20 protein-coding genes are annotated in these 22,903 nt (G+C 54.4%); 17 read left to right on the top strand and 3 right to left on the bottom strand.

Annotated elements, in window-relative coordinates:
- Nucleotides 1-17: 17 nt before the first annotated feature.
- The 8 genes from PYL13_RS20930 (at nucleotide 18) to PYL13_RS20895 (ending at nucleotide 10,095) form a co-directional block, all read left to right on the top strand.
- Nucleotides 18-1,289 carry an ABC transporter substrate-binding protein gene (locus tag PYL13_RS20930; RefSeq protein ID WP_275642199.1) on the top strand — a complete coding sequence of 424 codons (1,272 nt, stop codon included), beginning with the start codon at nucleotides 18-20 and terminating at the stop codon, nucleotides 1,287-1,289.
- Nucleotides 1,290-1,350: 61 nt separating this feature from the next.
- Nucleotides 1,351-2,862: a polygalacturonase PglA gene (gene pglA, locus PYL13_RS20925; RefSeq protein WP_275642198.1), complete on the top strand. Its 1,512-nt coding sequence runs from the start codon at nucleotides 1,351-1,353 to the stop codon at nucleotides 2,860-2,862.
- Complete coding sequence (locus PYL13_RS20920; RefSeq protein ID WP_275642197.1) at nucleotides 2,859-3,983, top strand: glycoside hydrolase family 88/105 protein; 1,125 nt, start codon at nucleotides 2,859-2,861, stop codon at nucleotides 3,981-3,983. Before pglA ends, PYL13_RS20920 begins: the two co-directional genes overlap by 4 nt.
- A gap of 252 nt (nucleotides 3,984-4,235) precedes the next feature.
- Nucleotides 4,236-5,237, top strand: a complete 1,002-nt coding sequence (ytfQ, locus tag PYL13_RS20915) for a galactofuranose ABC transporter, galactofuranose-binding protein YtfQ (protein WP_275642196.1) — start codon at nucleotides 4,236-4,238, stop codon at nucleotides 5,235-5,237.
- A gap of 261 nt (nucleotides 5,238-5,498) precedes the next feature.
- Nucleotides 5,499-7,031: a sugar ABC transporter ATP-binding protein gene (locus PYL13_RS20910; RefSeq protein ID WP_275642195.1), complete on the top strand. Its 1,533-nt coding sequence runs from the start codon at nucleotides 5,499-5,501 to the stop codon at nucleotides 7,029-7,031.
- Nucleotides 7,031-8,071 (top strand): ABC transporter permease, encoded by a 1,041-nt coding sequence (locus PYL13_RS20905; protein ID WP_275642194.1) that lies wholly within the window; start codon nucleotides 7,031-7,033, stop codon nucleotides 8,069-8,071. The genes PYL13_RS20910 and PYL13_RS20905 overlap by 1 nt, the downstream gene beginning before the upstream one ends.
- Complete coding sequence (gene yjfF / locus PYL13_RS20900) at nucleotides 8,068-9,048, top strand: galactofuranose ABC transporter, permease protein YjfF (RefSeq protein WP_076846325.1); 981 nt, start codon at nucleotides 8,068-8,070, stop codon at nucleotides 9,046-9,048. Before PYL13_RS20905 ends, yjfF begins: the two co-directional genes overlap by 4 nt.
- Before the next feature lie 147 nt (nucleotides 9,049-9,195).
- Nucleotides 9,196-10,095, top strand: coding sequence for a LysR substrate-binding domain-containing protein (locus tag PYL13_RS20895; protein WP_259147097.1), 900 nt, complete (start codon nucleotides 9,196-9,198; stop codon nucleotides 10,093-10,095).
- Between the two features lie 102 nt (nucleotides 10,096-10,197).
- On the opposite strand, the gene PYL13_RS20890 is transcribed toward PYL13_RS20895, so the two are convergent.
- Entirely contained in the window at nucleotides 10,198-10,464 is a 267-nt protein-coding gene (locus PYL13_RS20890; protein WP_192489112.1) for a CBU_0592 family membrane protein, read from the bottom strand.
- Between the two features lie 241 nt (nucleotides 10,465-10,705).
- Between PYL13_RS20890 and PYL13_RS20885 the strand changes: the two genes are divergently transcribed.
- The 5 genes from PYL13_RS20885 (at nucleotide 10,706) to PYL13_RS20865 (ending at nucleotide 17,749) form a co-directional block, all read left to right on the top strand.
- Nucleotides 10,706-12,268: an ABC transporter substrate-binding protein gene (locus PYL13_RS20885; protein ID WP_275642193.1), complete on the top strand. Its 1,563-nt coding sequence runs from the start codon at nucleotides 10,706-10,708 to the stop codon at nucleotides 12,266-12,268.
- On the top strand, nucleotides 12,268-13,215 hold the full coding sequence (locus PYL13_RS20880; protein WP_192489110.1) for an ABC transporter permease: 948 nt from the start codon (nucleotides 12,268-12,270) through the stop codon (nucleotides 13,213-13,215). Before PYL13_RS20885 ends, PYL13_RS20880 begins: the two co-directional genes overlap by 1 nt.
- Nucleotides 13,212-14,036: an ABC transporter permease gene (locus tag PYL13_RS20875; RefSeq protein ID WP_192489109.1), complete on the top strand. Its 825-nt coding sequence runs from the start codon at nucleotides 13,212-13,214 to the stop codon at nucleotides 14,034-14,036. The genes PYL13_RS20880 and PYL13_RS20875 overlap by 4 nt, the downstream gene beginning before the upstream one ends.
- Nucleotides 14,033-15,649 (top strand): ABC transporter ATP-binding protein, encoded by a 1,617-nt coding sequence (locus PYL13_RS20870; protein WP_275642192.1) that lies wholly within the window; start codon nucleotides 14,033-14,035, stop codon nucleotides 15,647-15,649. The genes PYL13_RS20875 and PYL13_RS20870 overlap by 4 nt, the downstream gene beginning before the upstream one ends.
- Nucleotides 15,650-15,745: 96 nt before the next feature.
- Nucleotides 15,746-17,749, top strand: coding sequence for a CocE/NonD family hydrolase (locus PYL13_RS20865; RefSeq protein WP_275642191.1), 2,004 nt, complete (start codon nucleotides 15,746-15,748; stop codon nucleotides 17,747-17,749).
- A 42-nt stretch (nucleotides 17,750-17,791) separates the two neighbouring features.
- Here PYL13_RS20865 and PYL13_RS20860 read toward each other — a convergent pair whose 3' ends face one another.
- Together PYL13_RS20860 and PYL13_RS20855 are read right to left on the bottom strand one after the other, a co-directional pair.
- On the bottom strand, nucleotides 17,792-18,409 hold the full coding sequence (locus PYL13_RS20860) for a nuclear transport factor 2 family protein (RefSeq protein ID WP_275642190.1): 618 nt from the start codon (nucleotides 18,407-18,409) through the stop codon (nucleotides 17,792-17,794).
- 71 nt (nucleotides 18,410-18,480) lie between these two features.
- Nucleotides 18,481-19,317, bottom strand: coding sequence for a bifunctional 5,10-methylenetetrahydrofolate dehydrogenase/5,10-methenyltetrahydrofolate cyclohydrolase (locus PYL13_RS20855; protein ID WP_275642189.1), 837 nt, complete (start codon nucleotides 19,315-19,317; stop codon nucleotides 18,481-18,483).
- 126 nt (nucleotides 19,318-19,443) lie between these two features.
- Between PYL13_RS20855 and PYL13_RS20850 the strand changes: the two genes are divergently transcribed.
- The 4 genes from PYL13_RS20850 to PYL13_RS20835 are packed head-to-tail and all read left to right on the top strand — an operon-like array spanning nucleotide 19,444 to nucleotide 22,898.
- On the top strand, nucleotides 19,444-20,025 hold the full coding sequence (locus PYL13_RS20850) for an NAD(P)H-dependent oxidoreductase (protein WP_192489105.1): 582 nt from the start codon (nucleotides 19,444-19,446) through the stop codon (nucleotides 20,023-20,025).
- A 39-nt stretch (nucleotides 20,026-20,064) separates the two neighbouring features.
- Nucleotides 20,065-20,844: an ABC transporter ATP-binding protein gene (locus tag PYL13_RS20845; RefSeq protein WP_275642188.1), complete on the top strand. Its 780-nt coding sequence runs from the start codon at nucleotides 20,065-20,067 to the stop codon at nucleotides 20,842-20,844.
- Nucleotides 20,844-21,698 (top strand): ABC transporter permease, encoded by an 855-nt coding sequence (locus tag PYL13_RS20840; RefSeq protein WP_275642187.1) that lies wholly within the window; start codon nucleotides 20,844-20,846, stop codon nucleotides 21,696-21,698. Before PYL13_RS20845 ends, PYL13_RS20840 begins: the two co-directional genes overlap by 1 nt.
- Nucleotides 21,699-21,737: 39 nt before the next feature.
- Nucleotides 21,738-22,898 carry a hypothetical protein gene (locus PYL13_RS20835; protein WP_275642186.1) on the top strand — a complete coding sequence of 387 codons (1,161 nt, stop codon included), beginning with the start codon at nucleotides 21,738-21,740 and terminating at the stop codon, nucleotides 22,896-22,898.
- Nucleotides 22,899-22,903: the final 5 nt, after the last annotated feature.

The following is a 22,903-nucleotide window of genomic DNA, read 5'->3' as shown; positions in this document are numbered from 1 at the left end:
CCTTGGGAGGAGTTATTATGAAAAGAGTACTTATTACAGCGGTGCTGTTTGCTGCCACGAGCCTGAGTAGCGCCACTGCTGCCAATCTGCGCATGTCGTGGTGGGGCAGTGATGACCGCCATCTTGCGACGCAGGAAGCGCTGAAGGTTTGCGGCGCGAAGTTCGGTCACACGATTTCGCCAGAGTTTACCGGTTGGGGCGGGCACCAGGAAAAGATTGCAACTCAGCTAGCTGGACGCACCGAAGCTGACATCATGCAGATCAACTGGCCATGGTTGCCGATTTTCTCCAAGGGCGGTGAAGGTTTTGCTGACCTCAACCAGTACAAGGATGTAATCGACCTCAGCCAGTGGACAGATGCCGATCTGGAAAGCGGCGCCGTCAAGGGCAAGCTCAACGGCGTGCCGGTCTCAACGACTGCCCGTATCTTCATGTTCAATAAGACTACCTATGAAAAAGCTGGTGTTGCCCTGCCGACCACCTGGGATGAGCTGTTCGCATCCGCTCCTGTTCTTAAAGAAAAGCTGGGAGCGGACTATTATCCGTTTGAGGCTGCTCCTTCTGAAGGGAACGGTCTGAATGCACGTATCGTCGTTATCCTGCGCGCAACGCAAATGACTGGCAAGAGCTTCATCGACCCTGAAACCAACAAGGTCGCATGGTCGCCTGAAGAACTGACCGAAGCGCTGAACTTCTACCAGTCCATGGTCGACAAGGGTGTTATCGAATCCTGGAAGAGTTCATCGGCTGGGGGTAACCGACCGCTGTTTGAAAACCCGAAATGGGCAAATGGTCGTTATGCCAGTTCCTACCAGTGGGACAGCACCTACGGAAAAATTGCCGGTCCGCTTGAAGCGGGTCAGGAACTGGTCCCAACCAAGTCGCTGACCTCAGAGGGCGGCAAGACCGAGGGTATCTACCGTAAGCCGTCCATGCTGCTCGCCATTTCCAAGAACAGCAAGGAACCAAAGGCCGCTGCGGAGATCATCAATTGCCTTCTCAACGATCCTGAAGCTGTCACCATTCTTGGTGCGACACGCGGCATTCCTTCCAGCAAAGTTGCAATCAAGACGCTGACCGATGCGGGCAAGATCAAACCCGTGCAGGCCGATGCCTACAAGATCGTAATGGAATCGGAAGGTCCGAGCGTTTCACCTCTCAATGAACATCCGCGCGTCACGGATGCCTTCGATACCAACCTCGAAGCCTTCGCCTATGGCCAGCAGTCTGCGGAAGACACGGCGGCAGAAATTATTGCAAGCGTCGATGACGCCCTTGGCGGCATCTAATGCAGAAATTGCGGTGGGCTGAGATAGCCCACCGCATTGAATGAAAAGGAATTTAAACAGCATGGCGCGCATAGATCTGTTAACCGCAACGGCACGCACCGCCAGTTTCGCCTTTGGTGCTGGCCAGTATCTGCATGCCCTGACCCAACCGGTGGTCTGGTCTTTGCTGGGTGGTGATGGTCAACCGCTCGCCAAAGGGGAAAGCAATACCGTTGTATTCACTCTGTGCGATCTTGAGCCGAAATCGACATACTGGCTGGAGATGGGCGGAGAGAAAATCACCTTTGACACGGCTGCGGAAAGCCGTGTGATCGATATCTCCAAATTCGGCGCCTCACCCCAATCGCCCGACAATACAGCAGCCATTCAGGCAGCAATCGATGCTCTGCCGGATTATGGTACTTTACGAATTCCAGCTGGCGAATGGCAAAGCGGACCATTGTTCCTGAAAAGTCGTATGACGTTTTTGGTCGAGGATGGTGCCGTACTCACTGGCCTCTCGGATCGCGCGGCCTATCCAATCCTGCCACCAAGACATGATGATGGACGTGTGCTTGGCACATGGGAAGGTGTTTCTGAAGCCTGTTACGCAAGCCTTGTTACGGCAATCGACTGTGAAGACCTGACAATCACCGGTGCCGGCGTAATCGATGGCGGCGGAGATCGTGGCGACTGGTGGACATGGCCCAAGGAAACACGTGATGGCGCACGCCGTCCACGCACGATTTTTGTCTCCGGCAGCCGCGGCGTAACGATTTCGGGCATCGTGGTGCGCAATTCCCCTGCATGGACGGTTCATCCGGTGTTGAGCCGCGATGTCAGAGCCATCGGGCTGACGATAGAGAATGATCCCAACTCACCCAATACAGATGGTCTTAACCCGGAATGCTGCACCAATGTTTTGCTGCAAGGTATTCGTTTCTCGGTTGGAGATGATTGCATCGCAATCAAGGCTGGCAAACGTGACCCAAAAGGTGGGCTGGACCAGCCGTGCGAGGATATCCGCATTGAGAATTGCCTCATGGAACGTGGGCACGGCGGTGTCGTCATTGGCAGCGAAATGAGCGGTACGGTCCGCAACGTTCAGGTTCGGCGCTGTGAGATGGTCGATACTGACCGCGGTCTGCGCATCAAGACGCGCCGCGGGCGTGGCGGCCTTGTTGAGAATATCAGCGTTGAGGACTGTGCCATGCGCGGTGTTCAGGCGCCGCTGGTCATCAATGCATTTTATTTCTGTGATGAGGATGGACGATCGGATTACGTACAGAGCCGAGAGGCTTTGCCGATCAATGATGCGACCCCGCGTGTTTCGGGAGTTACCGTGCGCAACGTCGTGGCCGATCGTGTTGCGATTGCCGCCGCTGCATTCTACGGCCTGCCGGAAGCGCCGGTTGAAAAAATCACTATCGAAAATTATCGCGTGACATTTGACCCTCACGCGGTCGCCGATGCCCCCGACATGGCTTGCCATATGGAGCCTGTCCGCCACGCGGGCATCATCAGTGAAAACGCTGCATTCCTAAAAAAGGAAGGCATCGTCTTGTCGACTATCAGCCAGAGTAGTGCCGTATGACCCTCAATCTTGATGAATATTTCAACGCCTATGCCAGTGACTACAGCTATTACAAAGGCGGAAGCTGGTGCTACGAGGATGGTTGCCTCTATCGCGGGCTGATCGCCCTTTTTGGGGCAAGCGGAAACCGGCAATGGTTCAGCCATATGAAACGTCTTGTCGATGGTCAGATCAGCGACAATGGAGAACTGCGTGGTTATTCCATTCCCGAATATAATATCGATCACATTCTGCCCGGCCGGGCACTGATTACACTCTACATGGCAGATCCACAGCCCCGCTACCGTAAGGCGCTGGACCACCTGCTTCGCCAGTTGCAAAGTCATCCGCGCACATCGGCGGGTCCGCATTGGCACAAGCTGCGTTATCCGCATCAGATCTGGTTGGACGGCCTTTATATGGCCCTGCCCTTCAAGGTCGAATATGCCGCGCTTATAGGTGACAATGCCTTGGTGGATGAGGCGCTGGATGAAATGTTGACAGCGCTCGAATTGACCTTCGATGCGCCGAGTGGTCTTTTCCGTCACGGCTATGATGAGGAACGTCTGCAAGCATGGGCAAACCCGCAGACCGGACTTTCGCCGGCCCATTGGGCGCGGTCGATTGGCTGGCTCTGTATGGCGCTTGCCGACACGATCGAGGTTGCGCCGCCCAGTGAAAAGCGCGATGCCTTGTCTCAGTGGTTTGCAAGCCTTTTGGTGCGGCTTGAGGCATTGCGGACAGCCGATGGTCGTTGGCTGCAGGTTATCGATCAACCGCAACTTGACGGCAATTATGCCGAGAGTTCCGCAACGGCAATGTTCGCCTATGCCTTCATCAAGGCGGCACGCCTGGGCGTCAAGAATGGTGACGCGACGGTTGGGATAAAGGCACTCACAAGTCTGGAAGAGAATGCCCTGAAGCCAAATGCCAGCGGGCGTATTGTTCTTCAGGATATATGTTGTGTGGCGGGTCTTGGTGGTTTCGAAGGCAACTACCGTGACGGGACGCCTGCCTACTATGTTTCTGAAACCCTGAGGGATGACGATATCAAGGGTGTTGCTCCGCTAATGATGGCACATGCGGAGCGTTTGCTTGCAATGGTTGGTGTCTCGGAACAGACAGCACGTATAGCCAGCTAACCCTACTGTTCGTCACACAATAGCAATCTATACAAAACGCCGGTGAAGAACCGGCGTTTTTTTGCCTATTTATCATACTTTTAATTCGTGACCGCGTAGGTTTTCGTGCTGTTGTCGTTGAAGGTTTTTGTTGCAAAAGTCATACTAAATATCTGTTTTTATGTTGTTTTGTTTTGCATTTTTTTGAATTGTCGCAGGAATTGTTTGGAGGCACATAAAAACTTCTTCCCAAGAGTAATACTATATGCTCATATGGTTGTGTCATTGCTACTATCATCTCTGGGAGGATTTAAGGTGAGAAAAGCACTCGCGGCATTTACTGTCGCTTTTTCCGTGTGCCTTGCATCAGGCGTTTCGGCTCAATCGCTTACAGTTGGCTTCTCGCAGATCGGATCTGAATCCGGTTGGCGTGCTGCTGAAACTACCGTCACCAAGCAGCAAGCGGAGAAGCGTGGCATCACACTGAAGTTCGCTGATGCCCAGCAAAAGCAGGAAAACCAGATCAAGGCCGTGCGTGGCTTTATCGCGCAGGGCGTTGATGCCATCCTTATTGCGCCGGTTGTTGCAACTGGCTGGGATGCTGTTTTGAAGGAAGCCAAGGAAGAAAAGATTCCGGTAATCCTTCTTGACCGTCAGATCGAAGCTCCGGATGACCTTTATCTGACTGCCGTCACCTCGGATCAGGTTCATGAAGGCAAGGTCGCCGGTGAATGGCTGGTCAAGGATGTTGGCTCCAAGGACTGCAAGGTGGTGGAGCTTCAGGGCACAACCGGTTCGTCCCCTGCCATCAACCGTAAGAAAGGCTTTGAAGAAGCCATTGCTTCGCAGGCAAACATAAAGATCGTGCGTTCGCAGACAGGTGACTTTACCCGTACCAAGGGTAAGGAAGTCATGGAAAGCTTCATCAAGGCTGAAGGCGGCGGCAAGGACATCTGTGCCGTTTATGCGCACAATGATGACATGGCTGTCGGTGCCATCCAGGCAATCAAGGAAGCTGGCCTCAAGCCTGGTACGGACATCAAGGTCGTATCGATCGATGCCGTGCCGGATATCTTCAAGGCAATGGCTGATGGTGAGGCCAACGCGACAGTCGAGTTGACGCCTGACATGGCTGGCCCTGCCTTTGATGCGCTGGATGCGTATCTGAAGGACAAGAAAGAGCCTGCAAAGTGGATCCAGACGGAATCCAAATTGTACACCGCTGCTGATGATCCGATGAAGGTCTACGAAGCGAAGAAGGGCCTCGGCTACTAAGTCGCAGGAACTTCCCGTCGAAACAACAAGACAAAAGATAGGGCATTCCCGTGATGCGGTTTTGAGCGGGAGTGCCCTACCTGCAATCGAGAGAGATGCGGTGGGGGCAGCTCACCGCGTCTTCCCTACAGTGCGAGGACAATGCCGCGCCGTTTGTGCGTGCCGCAGCCCTGGCTCTGTAACGTGTTCGAAATGCTGCGTAATCCCTGGTTATCCGCGTTCCCAAGGGTTTGATGCAGGCAGTTGGCAGGAACCTGATATATGGCAGTAAAGGCCCCACTTCTTGAAGCGCGCACCATTGGAAAATCATTCCTTGGTATTCCCGCGCTGGATGGAGTTGACTTCACGCTGAACGAAGGTGAAGTCCATGCCCTTCTGGGTGAAAACGGTGCAGGAAAATCCACTCTCATCAAAATTCTGACTGGCGTTTACACGCGTGATCGCGGTGCGATTTTTTTGGATGGCGATGAAATCTCCCCCTCCAATGTCGGTGAGGCCCAGCTTCTGGGGATCGGTACGGTGTATCAAGAGGTGAACCTTCTTGAGAACCTGACTGTCGCCGAAAACCTGTTTCTCGGACGCCAGCCACGACGTTTCGGTCTGGTTGACCGCAAGGAAATGAACCGCAGAGCGACTGTTTTGCTGGCCCGCTACGGTCTGTCGATTGATGTCACGTCATTGCTTTCCAGCTATTCTGTCGCCGTACAGCAGATTATAGCCATTGCACGTGCTGTTGACCTCTCAGGGAAAGTGTTGGTGCTTGATGAACCGACTGCCAGTCTCGACAGCCATGAGGTCGAGATGCTGTTTGCGGTGCTTCGCCAGTTGCGTGATGAGGGCCTTGGTATCGTTATCATCACCCATTTTCTTAATCAGGTATATGACATTGCCGACCGTGTGACAGTTTTGCGCAATGGTCGTCTGGTTGGCTCTCGCGAGATTGCCAGTCTGCCGCGCTCGGAACTTATTTCCATGATGCTGGGCCGCGAGTTGCAGCAGGTCACACATCACAGCCATGCGACGGAAGAAACCGTTGCGGATGGCACGGCGCCGATCCGGTTTGAAGGATATGGAAAGCGCGGCAGTGTTGCGCCGTTCAATCTGTCCATTCGCCACGGTGAGGTTGTTGGCATTGCCGGTTTGCTAGGATCAGGCCGTACTGAAACGGCATTTCTACTATTTGGCGTGGATAAATCCGATAGTGGCACTGCCACGGTTGACGGACAGCAGATCAGCCTTTCGACACCGGAAACGGCGATTGCATATGGCTTTGGCTTCTGTCCCGAAGAGCGCAAGACCGACGGCATTATTGGCGATTTTTCAGTGGCTGATAACATCGCGCTTGCCTTGCAGGCACGGCAGGGTTGGGCAAAACCATTGTCGCGACGCCAGAAGGCTGCCTTGGCAGATGATTTTATCAAGTCACTGGACATCCGCCCTGCTGACCGTGAGCGCCCGATCAAGTTTTTGTCCGGTGGCAACCAGCAAAAAGCCATTCTGGCACGGTGGCTTGCCACCAATCCACGGCTGCTGATTCTGGATGAGCCGACACGCGGCATCGATATTGGTGCGCATGCGGAAATCCTGAAAATGATCGAGAGGCTCTGCGAACAGGGCATGTCTCTGGTCGTCATTTCCTCCGAGCTGGAGGAGCTGACGGCGATTGCGCATCGTGTCATCGTTCTCTCTGATCGCAAGCACGTCGCCGAATTGAGCGGTGATGCCGTCAATGCGGATGCCATCATGCAGGCGATTGCAGATGCCGCTGCCGCATCTAGAACGGAGGCCGCGTGATGACCATGATTGTTTCGCGCTTCAAACGTCTTGCGCCGCAGCTTTGTGCGCTTGCCATTATCCTCGCAGTCATTGCGGTCCTATCACCTGGTTTCCTGACGATCTCATTTCAGCAGGGCCGCCTTTATGGCAGCTTGATCGATATTCTGGTGCGTGCTGCGCCTGTCGCACTTCTCACCATTGGCATGACGCTCGTGATTGCGACGCGTGGTATCGATCTTTCGATTGGGGCAGTGATCGCGATCTGCGGCGCAGTTGCCGCCACGCTCATCAGTGATGGCCACTCGTTGCCTGTGGTTATCATCGTTTCATTGGCGGTCGGCATTGCTTGCGGTCTCTGGAACGGCCTACTCGTGGCGGTTCTCGACATCCAGCCGATCATCGCCACCCTCATCCTGATGGTTGCCGGGCGTGGCATTGCACAGCTGATTACCGAGGGTGTTATTCTAACCTTCAACAACGACACTTTTGCAGCCATCGGATCCGGGTCATTTGCAGGCGTTCCACTGCCCGTGTTGATCTGGATCGGTGCGGCGCTCATCATCGGCATTCTTGTGCGGCGAAGTGCGCTTGGCTTGTTGATTGAAGCGACCGGCATCAATCGCCGGGCTGCTTCACTTGCTGGCGTCAAAGCGCGTGTGTTGTTGTTTTTTGTCTATGCTATTTCCGGGCTTTGTGCGGCACTGGCAGGACTGATTGTGACCGCCGATATCAGAGGTGCGGACGCTAACAATGCCGGCCTGTGGCTGGAATTGGATGCAATCCTTGCCGTGGTTATTGGTGGCACCTCACTGAATGGCGGTCGTTTTTCTATCGCTGCGTCATTGATCGGCGCCTTGATTATTCAGGCGATCAACACCGGCATTCTGGTTTCCGGTTTCCCGCCGGAATTCAACCTGATCATCAAGGCCGGGATCATCATCATCGTCCTGACGCTGCAGTCGCCGGCGATCTCGACTTTCATCAGTTTTCTGAGACCTGAAAAGCCAAAACAAAAGACAACGACATCAAATGTTACCAGAGAAGGGCCGGCACAATGATCCACACCCGCAATCTGCCCTTTCTGGCCGCTCTGGTAATCTTTCTCATCGCTTACGCGCTTTGCGTGGCGCAATTCCCCAATATGTTGTCGACCCGTGTTATCGGTAATCTTCTGACGGATAATGCGTTTCTCGGCATTGCCGCCGTTGGCATGACCTTTGTCATTCTGTCCGGCGGTATCGATCTGTCCATCGGCTCTGTCATTGCCTTTGCCAGTGTCTTTGTCGCGGTGCTGGTTGGATCGTATGGCGTTCATCCGCTGGTCGCTTTCGCAGCGGTTCTGGTTATCTCGACGCTGTTCGGATGCCTGATGGGCGGCATGATCCGCTTTCTCGGCATTCCCCCGTTTGTTGTAACGCTGGCTGGCATGTTTCTGGCGCGTGGCGCTGCCTATCTCATTTCCACCCAGTCGGTGCCGATCTCGCACCCGGTTATTGACGCCATTCAGGGCTTCTATTTCCGTTTTCCTGGCGGCGGCCGATTGACTGCACTGGCAATCGTCATGTTGCTGGTGTTTGCAGCTGGCATCATCATTGCCAGCAGAACCCGCTTTGGTGCCAATGTTTATGCGCTGGGCGGCAATCAACAGTCGGCGGAACTGATGGGTGTGCCGGTTGGCGCTACCACCATTGGCATCTACGCTTTGTCCGGCTTCCTGTCGGGTTTGGCAGGAATTGCCTACACGCTTTACACATCGTCCGGTTATTCACTGGCAACCGTTGGTGTTGAGCTGGATGCTATCGCGGCCGTAGTGATTGGTGGCACACTTTTGACAGGCGGGGCCGGTCTGGTGGCGGGCACCTTCATTGGCCTGCTCATTCAGGGATTGATCCAGACTTATATCGTGTTCGAAGGGACGCTGTCGTCGTGGTGGACAAAGATTGTCATCGGCATTCTGCTGTTTGTCTTTATTGTCTTGCAGCGAGGAATTGTCTGGTACTCCAACCGCAAGCTGACTGCAGCAGCGCATGCCTGATAGGTAACGTTCCCGTTGCAGGCCCTTTCTTGACAGTTGAAAATTAAGGCCGTCCAGCCGTATAAGGCTGAATGCATGAGCGGGGTGCTGAATAAGGGCTAAAAAGGCAACCCAGGCCATGATTTGCTTCAAATCTGGAGATGGCACATGGGAACGGCAACTCGGCTTCCGCCGCTGGAGGCTCTGGTGGTTTTTGAAACCGCTTCGCGGCTCGGCAGCTTTTCCCGTGCGGGCATTGAATTGGGCCTGACGCAGAGTGCCGTCAGTCGCCAGATCAGCAAACTGGAGGCATTCATTGGTTCCAAGTTGTTTGATCGCGTACCGACTGGTGTCCGTCTGACGACGATGGGTGAAAACTATTCGATCGACGTCTCACGGCTCATTTCCGAAATAGCCAGCGTGACAGATAGTGTGCGCTCATGGTCTGGCGCACGACAGATCACCATCGCCTGTTCACGCGGTATTGCTGACCAGTGGTTTTTACCCCGCCTCTCGAAACTGAAGCAGGACATCGCCGGTGTCGAACTTAGACTGCGGGTGACCGATGATGTCGCGCATCTGCGTCTTGATGAATTTGATCTGGCAATTTTCTACCGCAAGGAACGCCCGATCGGTGTCTGGTTGTCCGAACTTGGGCGGGAGGAAGTGGTGCCGGTTTCCAAGGGGGGGATGCCTGACCTCATGGACCAGAAAGCGCCCGTTCTGATCTCGATTGAAGATTCGATGCGCGAATGGCAGGACTGGCGCGACTGGTGGCATTCATCACAGATCACCCCACCGCAGGACGCTATTCAATGGCGGCTTGGCGACTACGGTCTTTGCGTTGCTGCGGCATCGCAAGGGCTTGGAGTAACCTTGGGCTGGACATGGCTTATCCGCGATCAGCTGGATAGCGGTGCGCTTGTTCCCATGCATTCGCACACCATGCGCTCTGAGGGAAAGTTCTATCTTATGCGTCCGTCAGATCGCCATCAGCGCAAAATTGTGCGCGAGGTTTCAGATTGGCTTATCGCCAATAATCAGGAAACTACACGGGAAAATTTGTAATACGGCACAGTTGCGCTGTTTGCTAAAACCATACGTAGAAACCAAAGCGCAACATGTCTTTGACGCGCTTTGGTGGCGGTTGACATACGTCAACGATCAATCCTAGACAGGCACAACACGGGCTTTACGACGCTTTTCCATCAGGAAACGCGTGTAGCCGATAATCGTAAAAATCAGCCACGCTACCTGCGAGATGAGTGAGCCGATATTGAAGTTCCACATCAGCGAATAGATGAGTGCAACACCGCCCAGAACGTTGAGAAGCGTGTAACGCCCGTCTTCAATCGTCAGGAAACGCAGCTGCAACAGAGCATAGGCGAAGAGATAGAAAAAAGCTCCTGCAAGGCCAACAAAATCAGCAAGCCCCATGGTTCACTCCATACGCGATAACCCCTGTGTCTCAGGGGAATAATGACACCGGACAGGCTCCGGCGTTGCTCATCTACTCCGCTTGAAAAAGAAACCAATACATTGAGATTTCATGCCCCCATGCATAAAAATCATACCCCCTCGGAGCGTCGCTTAGCTAGTACCGAACGATGGAGTACGATAGGGCAATGGCCTCGGCCGAGCCTCGCTGCGGCTTGGATAAAAACAGGGAACCCATAGTATGACGTCTTCACCCTTATCCTTTGCAATCAATCGGCGAGGCTTCCTTGCTGGTGCCGCCGGTTTGACTGCGCTTTCTGCCGGTTTCATTACCGATGCGCGCGCCCAAGGTGCCGAAACTCCGAAAAAAGGCGGTGTTTTGAAGCTTGGTATCGGCGGTGGCAGCACGACTGACAACCTCGATCCGCGCATTCTGAAAGACTGGGTTCCGGTCAACCAGGCCTTCATGATCATGAACGGCCTTGTCGAAATCGATGCCAACAATCAGGCTGTTCCTGAACTGTTTGAAAGCTGGGAAGCGCAACCTGGTGCGGTTGAGTGGACCTTCAAACTGCGTCAAGGTGTCACGTTCCACAACGGCAAGGCCCTGACAGTTGAAGACGTCATCTACTCGATCAACCTGCACCGTGGTGAAACCACATCAGCTGCTCGCTCGGTTGCGGCAGCCTTGAAGGCAGTCGAGAAGGTCTCCGAAAGCGAAGTGAAGATCGTGCTGGAAAGCGGCAACGCTGACCTGCCTTACATTCTATCCGATTACCACTTCCTGGTCGTTCCCGATGGCTGGACGGATTTCAGCAAGCCTGTCGGCACAGGACCGTTCGTTTACGAGAGCTATGATCCAGGCGTCCGTTCGCGCTTCACCCGCAACCCAAACTACTGGAAGCCGAATGCGGCCCACGTCGATGCGGTAGAAGTTATCGTTATCAATGACATTTCGGCCCGTACCAACGCCATGATGTCCGGTCAGGTTCATGCGATCAACCAGCTCGACTTTAAGACCGTTGACCTGCTGCGCCGCAACCCGAACCTCAATATCGTTCAGTCGGCCGGTGGCCAGCACTTCACATTTTTGATGGATTGCACACAGGCGCCTTACACGGACAACAACGTCCGTCTGGCACTGAAGCACTCGATCGACCGTGAGCAGTTGCTGAAAACCGCGCTGCGTGGGTACGGCCGCATCGGTAACGACCATCCGATCCCAAGCTCGGACCGTTTTTATGCGGCGGACCTGCCACAGCGCCCTTACGATCCTGAAAAGGCGAAGTTCTACCTCAAGCAGGCAGGTCTCGACAGCCTGAAGGTTGAGCTATCTGCGTCTGAAGCAGCGTTCTCCGGTGCTGTCGATGCGGCTGCGATCTTCCGCACAGCTGCTGCTGCAAGCGGCATCGAAATTTCGCTGAAGCGCGAACCAGCTGATGGTTACTGGGATAACGTCTGGATGAAGGCGCCGTTCTGCATGTCCTACTGGGGCGGCCGTCCGACTGCAGACCAGATGCTGACCATCGCTTATGCCTCGACATCGGCACAGAACGATACGCATTGGAAAAATGACAGCTTCGACAAGAAGCTGGTCGAAGCGCGCGCATTGCTCGATGATGCAAAGCGCAAAGAAATCTACGCTGAACTTCAGGGCCTGATTTCCGATGACGGCGGCGCGATTATCCCGATGTTCGGCGATTACCTTGACGCTGCTTCCAAGAAACTGAAGGGCGTGACCACCCACCCCATGTTCAACTTCATGGGCGCACGCCTTGCTGAAAAGGTCTGGTTGGAAGAATAATGACAAAACTTATCCTGAAGCGCGTTGCTTTGGGTATTTTGACGCTACTGCTGGTGTCGGCGCTTATTTTCGCCGGCACTCAGCTTCTGCCCGGTGATGTGGCGTCAGCGATACTCGGCCAGAACGCTACGCCTGAATCCCTTGCCGTCCTTCGCGCCGATCTCGGTCTGGACCAGCCTCTCCTGCAACGCTATTTCACTTGGCTCGGCGGTTTTGTAACCGGCGATCTCGGAAACTCTTTGGCCAACCGTCAGCCTGTCGCGGATCTTCTGTGGCCACGCTTTTGGAACACCATGGCGCTGGCGCTTTATGCCGCTCTCGTCAGTGTACCCGTTGCCATCCTTCTCGGCCTCCTCAGTGCTATCTGGCGCGGTAGCCTTTTCGACCGGATCGTCAATGTCGTTGCGCTGGGATTTGTTTCCCTGCCAGAATATTTTCTCGGCCTGCTGCTAATCCTGTTCGTATCGGTGCATTACAACCTGCTACCAAGCCTTGCTGATATCTATCCTGGCATGAGCTTTACCGATTGGTTAAAGGCGACAACATTGCCAGCCTTGACGCTGGTCCTGGTTACGGTTGCCCAGATGCTGCGTATGACCCGTACTGCCGTTCTGGCGGTTATGGATCAGGCCTACGTGGAAACGGCATACCTCAAGGGTTTGCGTACCAAACGTGCTGTGATGCGTCACGCACTTCCCAATGCTGCGGCTCCCATCGTCAATGTTGTCTCGTTCAACATTGCCTATCTCATTACCGGCGTTGTGCTGGTGGAAGCGGTGTTCAACTATAACGGCCTTGGCCGGTTCATGGTTGACGCTGTTTCGAAACGCGATTTGCCTCTGGTTCAGGCGGCTGCACTGGTCTTTGGTGCCGCTTATGTCATTCTGAACATCATCGCCGATGTTTCGGCAATCGCCCTCAACCCGCGTTTGAGGCATCCACGATGAAAACCATTCGTTCCATCACTCCGACCGCATGGGTCGGTCTGTTTATCATTTCCGTCAACATCATCCTGTTTGTTCTGGGGCCAAGCATTGCACCATTTGGACAGGAAGAAATTGTTGGCGCACCGTTTGACGCTCCGTCGGCTGCCCACTGGTTCGGCCTTGATCAGAACGGTCGTGACATGCTGTCGCGTCTGCTTGCCGGTGCACAGATTTCGATCGGTGTTTCCCTTGCGGCGTCACTTCTGTCCTTTACCATCGGCATCACCTTCGGTTTTATTGCTGCGATTTTCGGTGGCTGGCTGGATACCGTGCTGTCGCGCATTGTCGATACGGTCATGTGTATACCGGTTCTGATTTCGGCACTGGTGGTTCTTCAGGCGCTTGGTTCATCCATTCCGGTGTTGATCATCACGATCGCGCTGCTGGATTCGACCCGTGTGTTCCGTCTGGCTCGCATCGTGGCGCAGGGCGTCAACGTGCTTGAATATGCTGAAACGGCGCGTCTGCGTGGTGAAGGTCTGTTGTGGCTGGTTTTCAAGGAAATCCTGCCCAATGCCTTGCCTCCATTGATTGCTGAATTCGGTCTGCGTTTCTGCTTTACCTTCCTGTTCGTTGCGGGTCTGTCCTTCCTTGGACTTGGCGTGCAGCCACCATTCGCCGACTGGGGCGGTATGGTGAAGGATAACCAGCAGGCTATTCTTTATGGTCTTTACGCGCCGCTCTATCCGGCTGCTGCCATTGCCATTCTGACGATTGGCGTCAACCTCGTGGTTGACTGGTTGCTGGCTGGCCGCAGTTCAGTTCAGGGAGCAGACAGATGAGCGATAGCAATGTTCTGCAAATCCGTGGCCTCAAGGTTGCGGCTCCGAATGGCGCCATTCTCGTCGACAATGTCGATCTCGACCTGAAACGCGGCGAGGTAAAGGGACTGATCGGTGAATCCGGTGCGGGTAAATCCACCATTGGCCTTGCGGCCATGGGTTATGGCCGTAACGGTTGCCGTATCGTCGACGGCGAAATTCTCGTCGACGGCGTGTCGCTGATGAGGGTAACGCGTGCAGGCCGCGAGGCTGTGCGCGGTGCACGGATCGCTTACGTGGCACAGAGTGCTGCTGCGGCTTTTAATCCGGCCATGAAAATTGGCGAGCAGATCATGGAAGGTCCGCTTTATCACGGTATCATGAACCGGCAGGAGGCGCAGGCCTGGATGCTGGAACTGTTGCAGACGCTGCAACTGCCGGATTACCAGAACTTTGGCAACCGGTATCCGCACCAGGTGTCCGGTGGTCAGTTGCAGCGTGCCATGGTTGCCATGGCCATGTCCTGCCGCCCGGATATTCTGGTTCTGGACGAGCCGACCACAGCGCTTGATGTAACGACGCAGATCGAGGTTCTCGCGCTGCTACGTAGTCTGATCCAGCGGTACAACACCGCGGCACTTTACATTACGCACGATCTGGCTGTTGTTGCGCAGATTGCCGACAGCATTACTGTTCTTCGTCATGGAAAACAGGTTGAAGCAGGTTCTGCCGAACAAATCCTAGAGCATCCGCAGGAGGACTACACGCGTCGTCTTGTCTCGGAGCGTGAAGCCAGCATTGCCGGCAGTGGTGCGCACCACAAGGGCGGTGAAGTGCTGCTCGATGTGCGTGACGTCACAGCCTACTACGGCAAGAAGAAAGTGCTGACCGACGTAAATTGCCAACTTCGCAAGGGCGAAACGCTTGCGGTCGTGGGTGAATCCGGATCGGGTAAATCGACCCTCGCCCGTGTCATTGCTGGCCTGCCTCCACACTCCTCAGGTGTTATCTCTCTCGCTGGCCAACGACTTGCCGACAACTACACCAAGCGCAGCCGTGAAGAATTGCGTCGCATCCAGCTGGTTTACCAGCTTCCGGATGTTGCGCTGAACCCGCGTCAGACTGTTGGTGAAATCATTGGTCGTCCAATGTCGTTCTACTTCAGCATGAATGAAGAGCAGCGCAAAGCAGAAGTGGCGCGCATACTCGACCTGATCGGTCTGCCGCAGGATTTTGCCGAGAGACTGCCAAAGGCGCTGTCTGGTGGCCAGAAGCAACGTGTGTGTATTGCACGTGCTCTTGCTGCACGGCCTGACCTCATCATCTGCGATGAGGTGACGTCGGCTCTTGACCCTCTGGTGGCTGAAGAAATTCTGAAACTTCTGCGATCCTTGCAGGACGAGTTGGGTGTTTCGTACCTGTTCATCACCCATGACCTTGGTGTTGTTCGCCGTCTGGCTGATCGCACCATGGTGATGCAGCATGGGCGCATCGTTGAAACCGGTACGACGGAGGAAATCTTCAAGCCTCCTTACCAGCCTTACACCGAACAGCTGATTACCTCTGTTCCGGAACTGCGCCGCGACTGGCTCGATGACGTGCTGGCAAAACGTGACGGCGTCACTGCGGCCTGATTTCAAGTGGCGGCTGATTTCAGGATCGGCCGCCACTTCTGCTCTCCTTTCGCGGTGGCAAGCGCCTGACCGCAACAGCTTCAATTGGAATATCCCATGACAGTACGTGTTGAAGAACATATCTGGATCACGATGAGCGATGGTGCGCGCCTTGGTGCCCGCCTCTGGCTGCCCGAAGATGCAGAAACGTCGCCCGTTCCGGCAGTTCTCGAATATATCCCTTACCGAAAGCGTGACGGCACCCGCGGTCGTGATGAGCCGATGCATGGCTATTTTGCAGCACAGGGTTTTGCCGCCATTCGTGTTGATATGCGCGGAACGGGTGAATCCGACGGCCACATGGCGGACGAGTATCTGAAGCAGGAACAGGATGACGCTCTTGAGGTGATCGACTGGATCTCGCGTCAGCCATGGTGCAGCGGCAATGTCGGCATGATGGGCAAAAGCTGGGGTGGCTTCAACAGCCTTCAGGTTGCCTCCCGCCGTCCACCGGCATTGAAGGCAATAATTACGACCTATTCGACGGATAACCGTTACACCGACGACATCCACTACATGGGTGGTCTGTTGCTCAACGACAATCTGTGGTGGGGCACGATCATGCTTGCCTACCAAAGCCGTCCGCTTGATCCAAAAATCGTTGGTGACAGCTGGCGTGACAGCTGGCTGGAACGGCTTGAAAAGCTGCCGTTTTTCCCGGCTTTGTGGCTCGAGCATCAGCGCTACGATGACTACTGGAAGCATGGTTCGGTTTGCGAAGACTGGAACGATATCCAGTGCCCTGTTCTGGCAATCGGTGCCTGGGCGGACAGCTATACAAACCCGGTATATCGCCTGCTTGAAAACCTCACAGTTCCGCGCCGCGGCATCATCGGTCCATGGGGTCACATCTATCCACAGGACGGGGTGCCTGGCCCGGCAATCGGTTTCCTGCAGGAAGCGACACGCTGGTGGGATCATTGGCTGAAGGGCAAAGAAACCGGCATCATGAATGAGCCGATGATGCGCGCCTTTGTGTGCGACACCATTGAGCCGACCGGCACCCGCACCACAACCAATGGTCGTTGGGTTGGTGAAGCCGAATGGCCGTCGCCAGCGATTTCACCCAAAAAACTGCATCTTGGTGCAGATCGCAGCCTGACCGAAGCGGCGACAACAGAAGGTGTTCTGTCCATTCGTTCACCGCAGAGCCACGGCAAGGCTGCTGGCGAGTGGATGTCGACCGGTTGCCCGGGTGAACACCCTACGGATCAGCGCCTCGACAATGGCGGCGCGCTTGTTTTTGAAACCGCGACATTGCAGGACGATCTCGACGTGCTTGGAGCGCCTGTTGTGCGCCTGCGCATTGCTGCAGATTGCCCTGTTGCGCAGATCAACCTGCGTCTTAACGATGTCCTGCCGGATGGGCGCGTCTCCCGCACCAGCTATCAGGTGTTCAACCTGACCCACCGTGACAGCCATGAAAATCCGGAAGCGCTTGTCCCAGGTCAGTTTTATGACGTTGCTATCAAGCTGAATGATTGCGGTTATCGTTTCGCCAAGGGGCACAAGATCCAGCTGGCAATTGCAACGGCCTATTGGCCGATGGTCTGGACCGCTCCTTATGATGCCACCTTGAGCATTTCGGTTGCCGAAAGCGCGCTCGAACTGCCGCAGCGTGCTGCCGGCGACGGCATTGCCGTTTCCTTTGCCGCACCTGCTCATGGCCCATTCACACCGGTCACACAAACAGATGCTGGCACGGTTCGCCGTTGGACCGAGCAGGACCATGAAACCGGCATCAATACCTACATTACTGAGGGTGTTGGTGGTCTGTTCGGAGAAGGTGTGCTGCGTTTCGACGAGATCGACACCGAGTTGAGCCATAGCTTGCGTCGCGAGTTGACCATCCAGGATAACGACCCGCTGACTGCAAAATACGTGCTGACGCAGACCTATGAAATGGGTCGTGAAGGTTGGCGCATCAAGGTTGAAAGCCGCACAGCAATGACCTCCGATAGAGATAATTTCTATCTGACAGGCACACTGACGGCTTATGAAAATGGAGCTGCGGTGAAAACTCGCGAGTGGGACGAGAGTTTCAAGCGCGATCTGATGTAAATGAATATCCCCGGACAGTTCCAGAAACTGTCCGGGGATTTTTTAAGGACAAGTGTTGGTTGGCGCAGCCTTAACCAGCGGAAAACAGCCTTTCCATTGCTCGGTACGAGGTGGCCATGGCGTCAAAGTTTCAGGGCTTTCTTCAAGCTGCAAAACGCCCTGCGCCTGCAGGTCTTTGACCCGTCCGTCGAGATATTCCTTGATGACGCTGATCTTGCCGTTCTTGACGTGGGCGATCCAGACATCATTCACCACCTGGCGGTTGCCACGCTGAAACGTGCGGAACTGCAATTCGGCTGCGATACGACCCTTTTCCATGTCGATGAAGAATGCATCAGCCGGAAGGTAGATACTGGTATCCTTGGCATTTTTGCAGAACTGTGCGAGATCCTCCAACATCTTGTCACGGCCGGAAACATGATTGGTCGGGTAGGAAAACTCCACATCCTCGGCCACCGTGTTTTTCATCAGACTTGCGTTGCAGGATGCCCAAGCTGCGGCTAGGTCGAAAATGAGGTTCTGCATGGCAGCGCGGCCCGCATTCTTCTCGACCTCTCCGGCATATGTAACACCAGTGCGCACTTCAGCGGCAATGCCCATTGCAGGCGTAAGCAGGCATACGACCGTAACCGCTGCCATTGTTTTTATTGTCCCAAACATGTCGTATTCCTTCCAGCCTCACCCGCGAGCCGGGATATGCTCGACATAAGAATACGTTTCTTCGCTACAAATCAAACGATACTCGAAGCTGCTTCTGCTGCTTCCAGAATATTTCGAAACAGGCATGCTGTGGTAATGGGGCCAACGCCATCAGGCACATGTGTGATGACCGAGGCGATGCCACTGAGTGCTGCCTGATCCGCATCTCCGACGAGCCCTGTTGCGGTGCGATTGATCGCAACGTCGATGACAATGGCGCCTTTGGCAACGTGGTTTGCATCAAGCAATTTTGGAACGCCAGCGGCCGTTATGATGATGTCCGACCGGAGTGTGTGAGACGGTAAATCCCGGGTTGCTGCATGTGTGATGCTGACGGTTGCTTCGTGATCCAGTAATATCTGTGCAAGTGGCCGCCCGACAATGCGAGACGCACCGATGATGGTGACGTTTTTCCCTTTTAGAGAGCCCGCCAGTTCCTGCGCCATAAGCAGGCAAGCCTGCGCTGTTGCAGGAGCGCGGGATGGAACCCCAAGTGCGAGTCTGCCCGCATGAAGTGGATGCAGACCGTCTATGTCCTTGTCGGGACCAAGGGCCAATGCCAGATCGACAGGTTCAACGCCTGATGGCAGTGGATAGAGAGTGGCAACGGCATCAACAACAGGGTCGTCCCTTAAAACGGTGATGCGTTCAAAGAGGTCCACCGCATTTGCCGGATATGTTTCGGTTTCCAGCTTTATGCCCGCTTGCAGTGCCATCGAACGTAAGCGTTCTGTATAGGCATTCATGCCGGCATTTGTCTGATCCAGCAGGATCGTGCAGCACGGTGGCCTTGCCATTGCAGATGAGCGCTTTAGCGTTTCCGCATTGATCCCTGCAGCGATTTCGAAACCGGTGACAATACTGGTCATGAAATTGGGCCCCACTTTATGCCTGCCACGGCTTCTGACGCGGTTTTAATCTCTCGCGCAACAAATTTGATATCAGCCCTCAGAGGGACATTTCTTTTTCCGGGATAATTTCTTAAAGCTTCGGCAATGAAAGTACATGTCATCTATGCTCACCCGTTGAAAGACAGCCTGAATGCCAGGCTGCATCAAGTCGTTGTCGAAAGTCTCAAGGCCGCCGGCCATGAAGTTGACGACCTCGATCTCTATGCTGAAGGCTTCGACCCCGTTTTGTCGGAAGCCGATCGTCGGGACTATCACGATGTCAGCATCAATCGCAGTCGCGTGGCACCTTATGTTGACCGGCTGAAAAATGCCGATGCGCTGGTACTGTGTCATCCAATCTGGAATTTTGGCTGGCCTGCCATTTTGAAAGGCTATTTTGATCGTGTTTTTCTGCCGGATGTGTCCTTTGTATTGAAGGATGGAAAACTCGGTCCCGGTCTTGCCAACATCAAGAAACTGGCGACGGTGACGACCTACGGTTCACCGCGTTGGCGGGCAATTTTTCTCGGTGATACACCGCGTCGCAATGCGACCCGTTTTCTACGTGTTGTGTGTAATCCCCGCGTAAAGGTGAGTTATAATGCCCTTTACAACATGAACAACGCCAAGCCTGAACGGGTAGAAGCATTCATTGAAAAAATACGCAGGGACATGTCACGGTTCTAAGCGATAACAAGGCTATCTACCCATGAACCCATCAATGCCATGACGACAGGAGACAGCACCTTCCCGTCACATTTGCCACAGGCCAATACCGCTCTCGCCTTCGATCAGGTCTCGCTGCGTTTCCCTGATGGTGTGCAGGCGCTGCAAGATGTCACATTGTCCGTAAAGACCGGTGAGTTCATTTCGATTGTCGGGCCATCGGGTTGCGGAAAATCGACATTGTTGCGCGTGGCGTCCGGTTTAGTGCGGCAAACGGCTGGCGATGTTTGGGTGGACAGGCAACAACTGGGTTACACTTTCCAGGATGCTACACTTCTGCCTTGGCGAAAAGTTCAGGCTAATGTCGAATTGCTGATGGAACTGAGGGGCTATTCCCTAACGGATCGGCAGAAGATTGCCCGTGAACAAATTGATATGGTTGGTCTTTCCGGTTTTGAGGATTATTATCCCAAAAGTCTTTCCGGCGGCATGCGTATGCGCGTTTCTCTGGCCAGATCGCTTGCACTCAACCCCAATGTCTTCTTGTTCGATGAGCCCTTTGGTGCATTGGATGAGATCACCCGCGAACGCCTGAACGATGAGGTGATGGCCCTTTACCTCAATCAAGGTTTCAGTGGTCTGTTTATTACACATTCCATTGCGGAGGCCGTCTATCTCTCCAGCAAGGTTGCGGTGATGTCGAATAGACCCGGCCGCATTGTCGAAGTTTTCGATGTGGACTTCACCTATCCACGCGAGCCGGATTTGCGTTACACGCCTGAATTTTCAGCTTTGTGTGGCGAGATTTCCAAATCACTGCGCAAGGTGATGGAAGCGTGATGAAGCCCCAAAAACCTTTGTTGGAACGCCAATCCGCCATATCACCGGCCAGACCGTCGGGCTTTGCACGTCAATTGCTGAAGGCCTTCTTGCCACCCCTGATCATGGGTGGCGTCCTGTTCTGTCTATACGTCTTTGTGCGTGGTAATCTTGAGCCGCATCGACAGTTCCTGATGCCAGGTGTCAGCGATCTCTGGTCACAGGCATTTGGAATTGCCGCTGTGCGCGAAGAGCTGCTGGAGCGATCCATCACCACCATGTCGATTGCGCTTGCAGGATTGGGTATTTCGATACCGACAGGTATTTTCCTCGGCATCATCATGTTCCGGTTCTATGTGATGGAACGAGCGGTTTTCCCTTACCTGGTTGCCTTGCAGTCCATTCCGATCATGGCCATCATCCCGCTCATTCAAAGCGCGCTGGGGTTCGGTTTTTTTCCGAAAGTGCTGATTGTTGCACTGTTCACTTTCTTTGCCATTCCAACCACGCTTCTTCTGGGGCTGAAAAGCGTTGACCGTGGTATCATCGATCTGTTCCGTCTTCAGGGCGCCAGCTGGTTTGTCATGTTGCGCAAGGCAGGGCTGCCGTCAGCAGCCCCTGCCCTGTTTGCGGGATTACGTATTTCCGGCAGTCTGGCGGTTATTGCGGCAATCGTTTCAGAGCTGTTCTTCCTGTCTGGACGCGGTGGACTGGGCCAGATGCTGATGAACACCAAGATCGACTTCAAATACGAACAGATGTATGCGGCGCTTATCGTGGCGTCGATCCTGTCGATCTGCGTGTATGTGTTCTTCAACTGGCTGGGAAACCGGCTGTTTTCACAGTGGCATGAATCGGCGCGCCGCAATAAATAGACTGTCCGCTGCGGAGGCGAACGGATGAGGGAAACGACCATGAAAAAAACAAGCGCATTTTTTCTGTCAACTGTGATTGCGGCAACCGCAGCCACATCGCTGCGGGCGCAGGAGCCCGGCGCATTTGCCAAAGAACATTACACGACCTCGCTGAAGGACGTGTGCCCCAGCCCGCTTTACATTCAGAAGGACTGGCTGGCGCAGGCCGAACATGGCGGGCTTTACCAGTTGATCGGTGCCGGTGGTAAAATGGAAACTGGTCGTTACTCCGGCCCACTCGGCGCAACGGGCATCGAACTCGTGCTGCTGGAGGGCGGCAGCGGTGTTGGTCTTGGCGATGGCGAGACCGCCTATTCCGCGCTTTACAACGGCAACTCAAAAGCCGGCGTGACACCGCAGATCGGTTTTCAGGAACTGGACAACGCGTTCATTTTTTCCAAGCGTTTTCCTGTCGTCGGTGTGATGGCGCCGCTTGATAACTCCCCGACTGCGCTCTTCTGGGACAAGGCAACCTATCCAGACGGCTTCAAGTCGATCGCCGATCTGAAGGCCTTTGCAGAAAGCGACAAGGGCAAGATCTATGTATCCACCATCAAGCGGACCTTCGGGCTCTACCTTGTCGAACAGGGCGTGCCGAGCGATGTTTTTGTTGAGGGCTATCGAGGTGACGGCGAAAACTTCGTTACGAACAACGGGACATGGCTCAATCAGGGTTTTGTGACCAACGAGGTCTACAAGTTCAGCCACGGCAACAACTGGGGCAAACCGCTTGACTATCTGCTGATCGATAGTCTCGGCTACCGCAATTATACCGGAATGCTGTCGGTCGCGACAAACCGTCTGGAAGAGCTGGCGCCATGCCTCGAAAAACTGGTTCCTTTGATCCAGCAGGCCCATATCGACTACGTGAAAGATCCGGCCGAAGTAAACAAGCTGATCTTTGAATTCAACCAGGCCGGACTTGCTGCCAGCTGGTGGAAAACACCTATGGACCTGATTGATAACGCGTCCAAGGTCATGGTGAAAACCGGTGTTATCGGCAACGGCCCAAATGCGACCATTGGTGATTTCGACATGGAGCGCGTTGCGGAAATGTTGAAGATCGTCAAGTCACGGCTGGATGAGCGCGCCAATCCAGATGTTACACCGGAGCAGATCGTTACAAATCGCTTTATCGATCCGTCCATTGGTCTGAAGTAAGGTTT

This window comes from Agrobacterium sp. Azo12 (assembly GCF_029193765.2).
GTDB lineage: Bacteria > Pseudomonadota > Alphaproteobacteria > Rhizobiales > Rhizobiaceae > Agrobacterium.
Note: the sequence above shows the minus strand (reverse complement) of the source record. Positions and strands in the feature narration are given on the sequence as shown.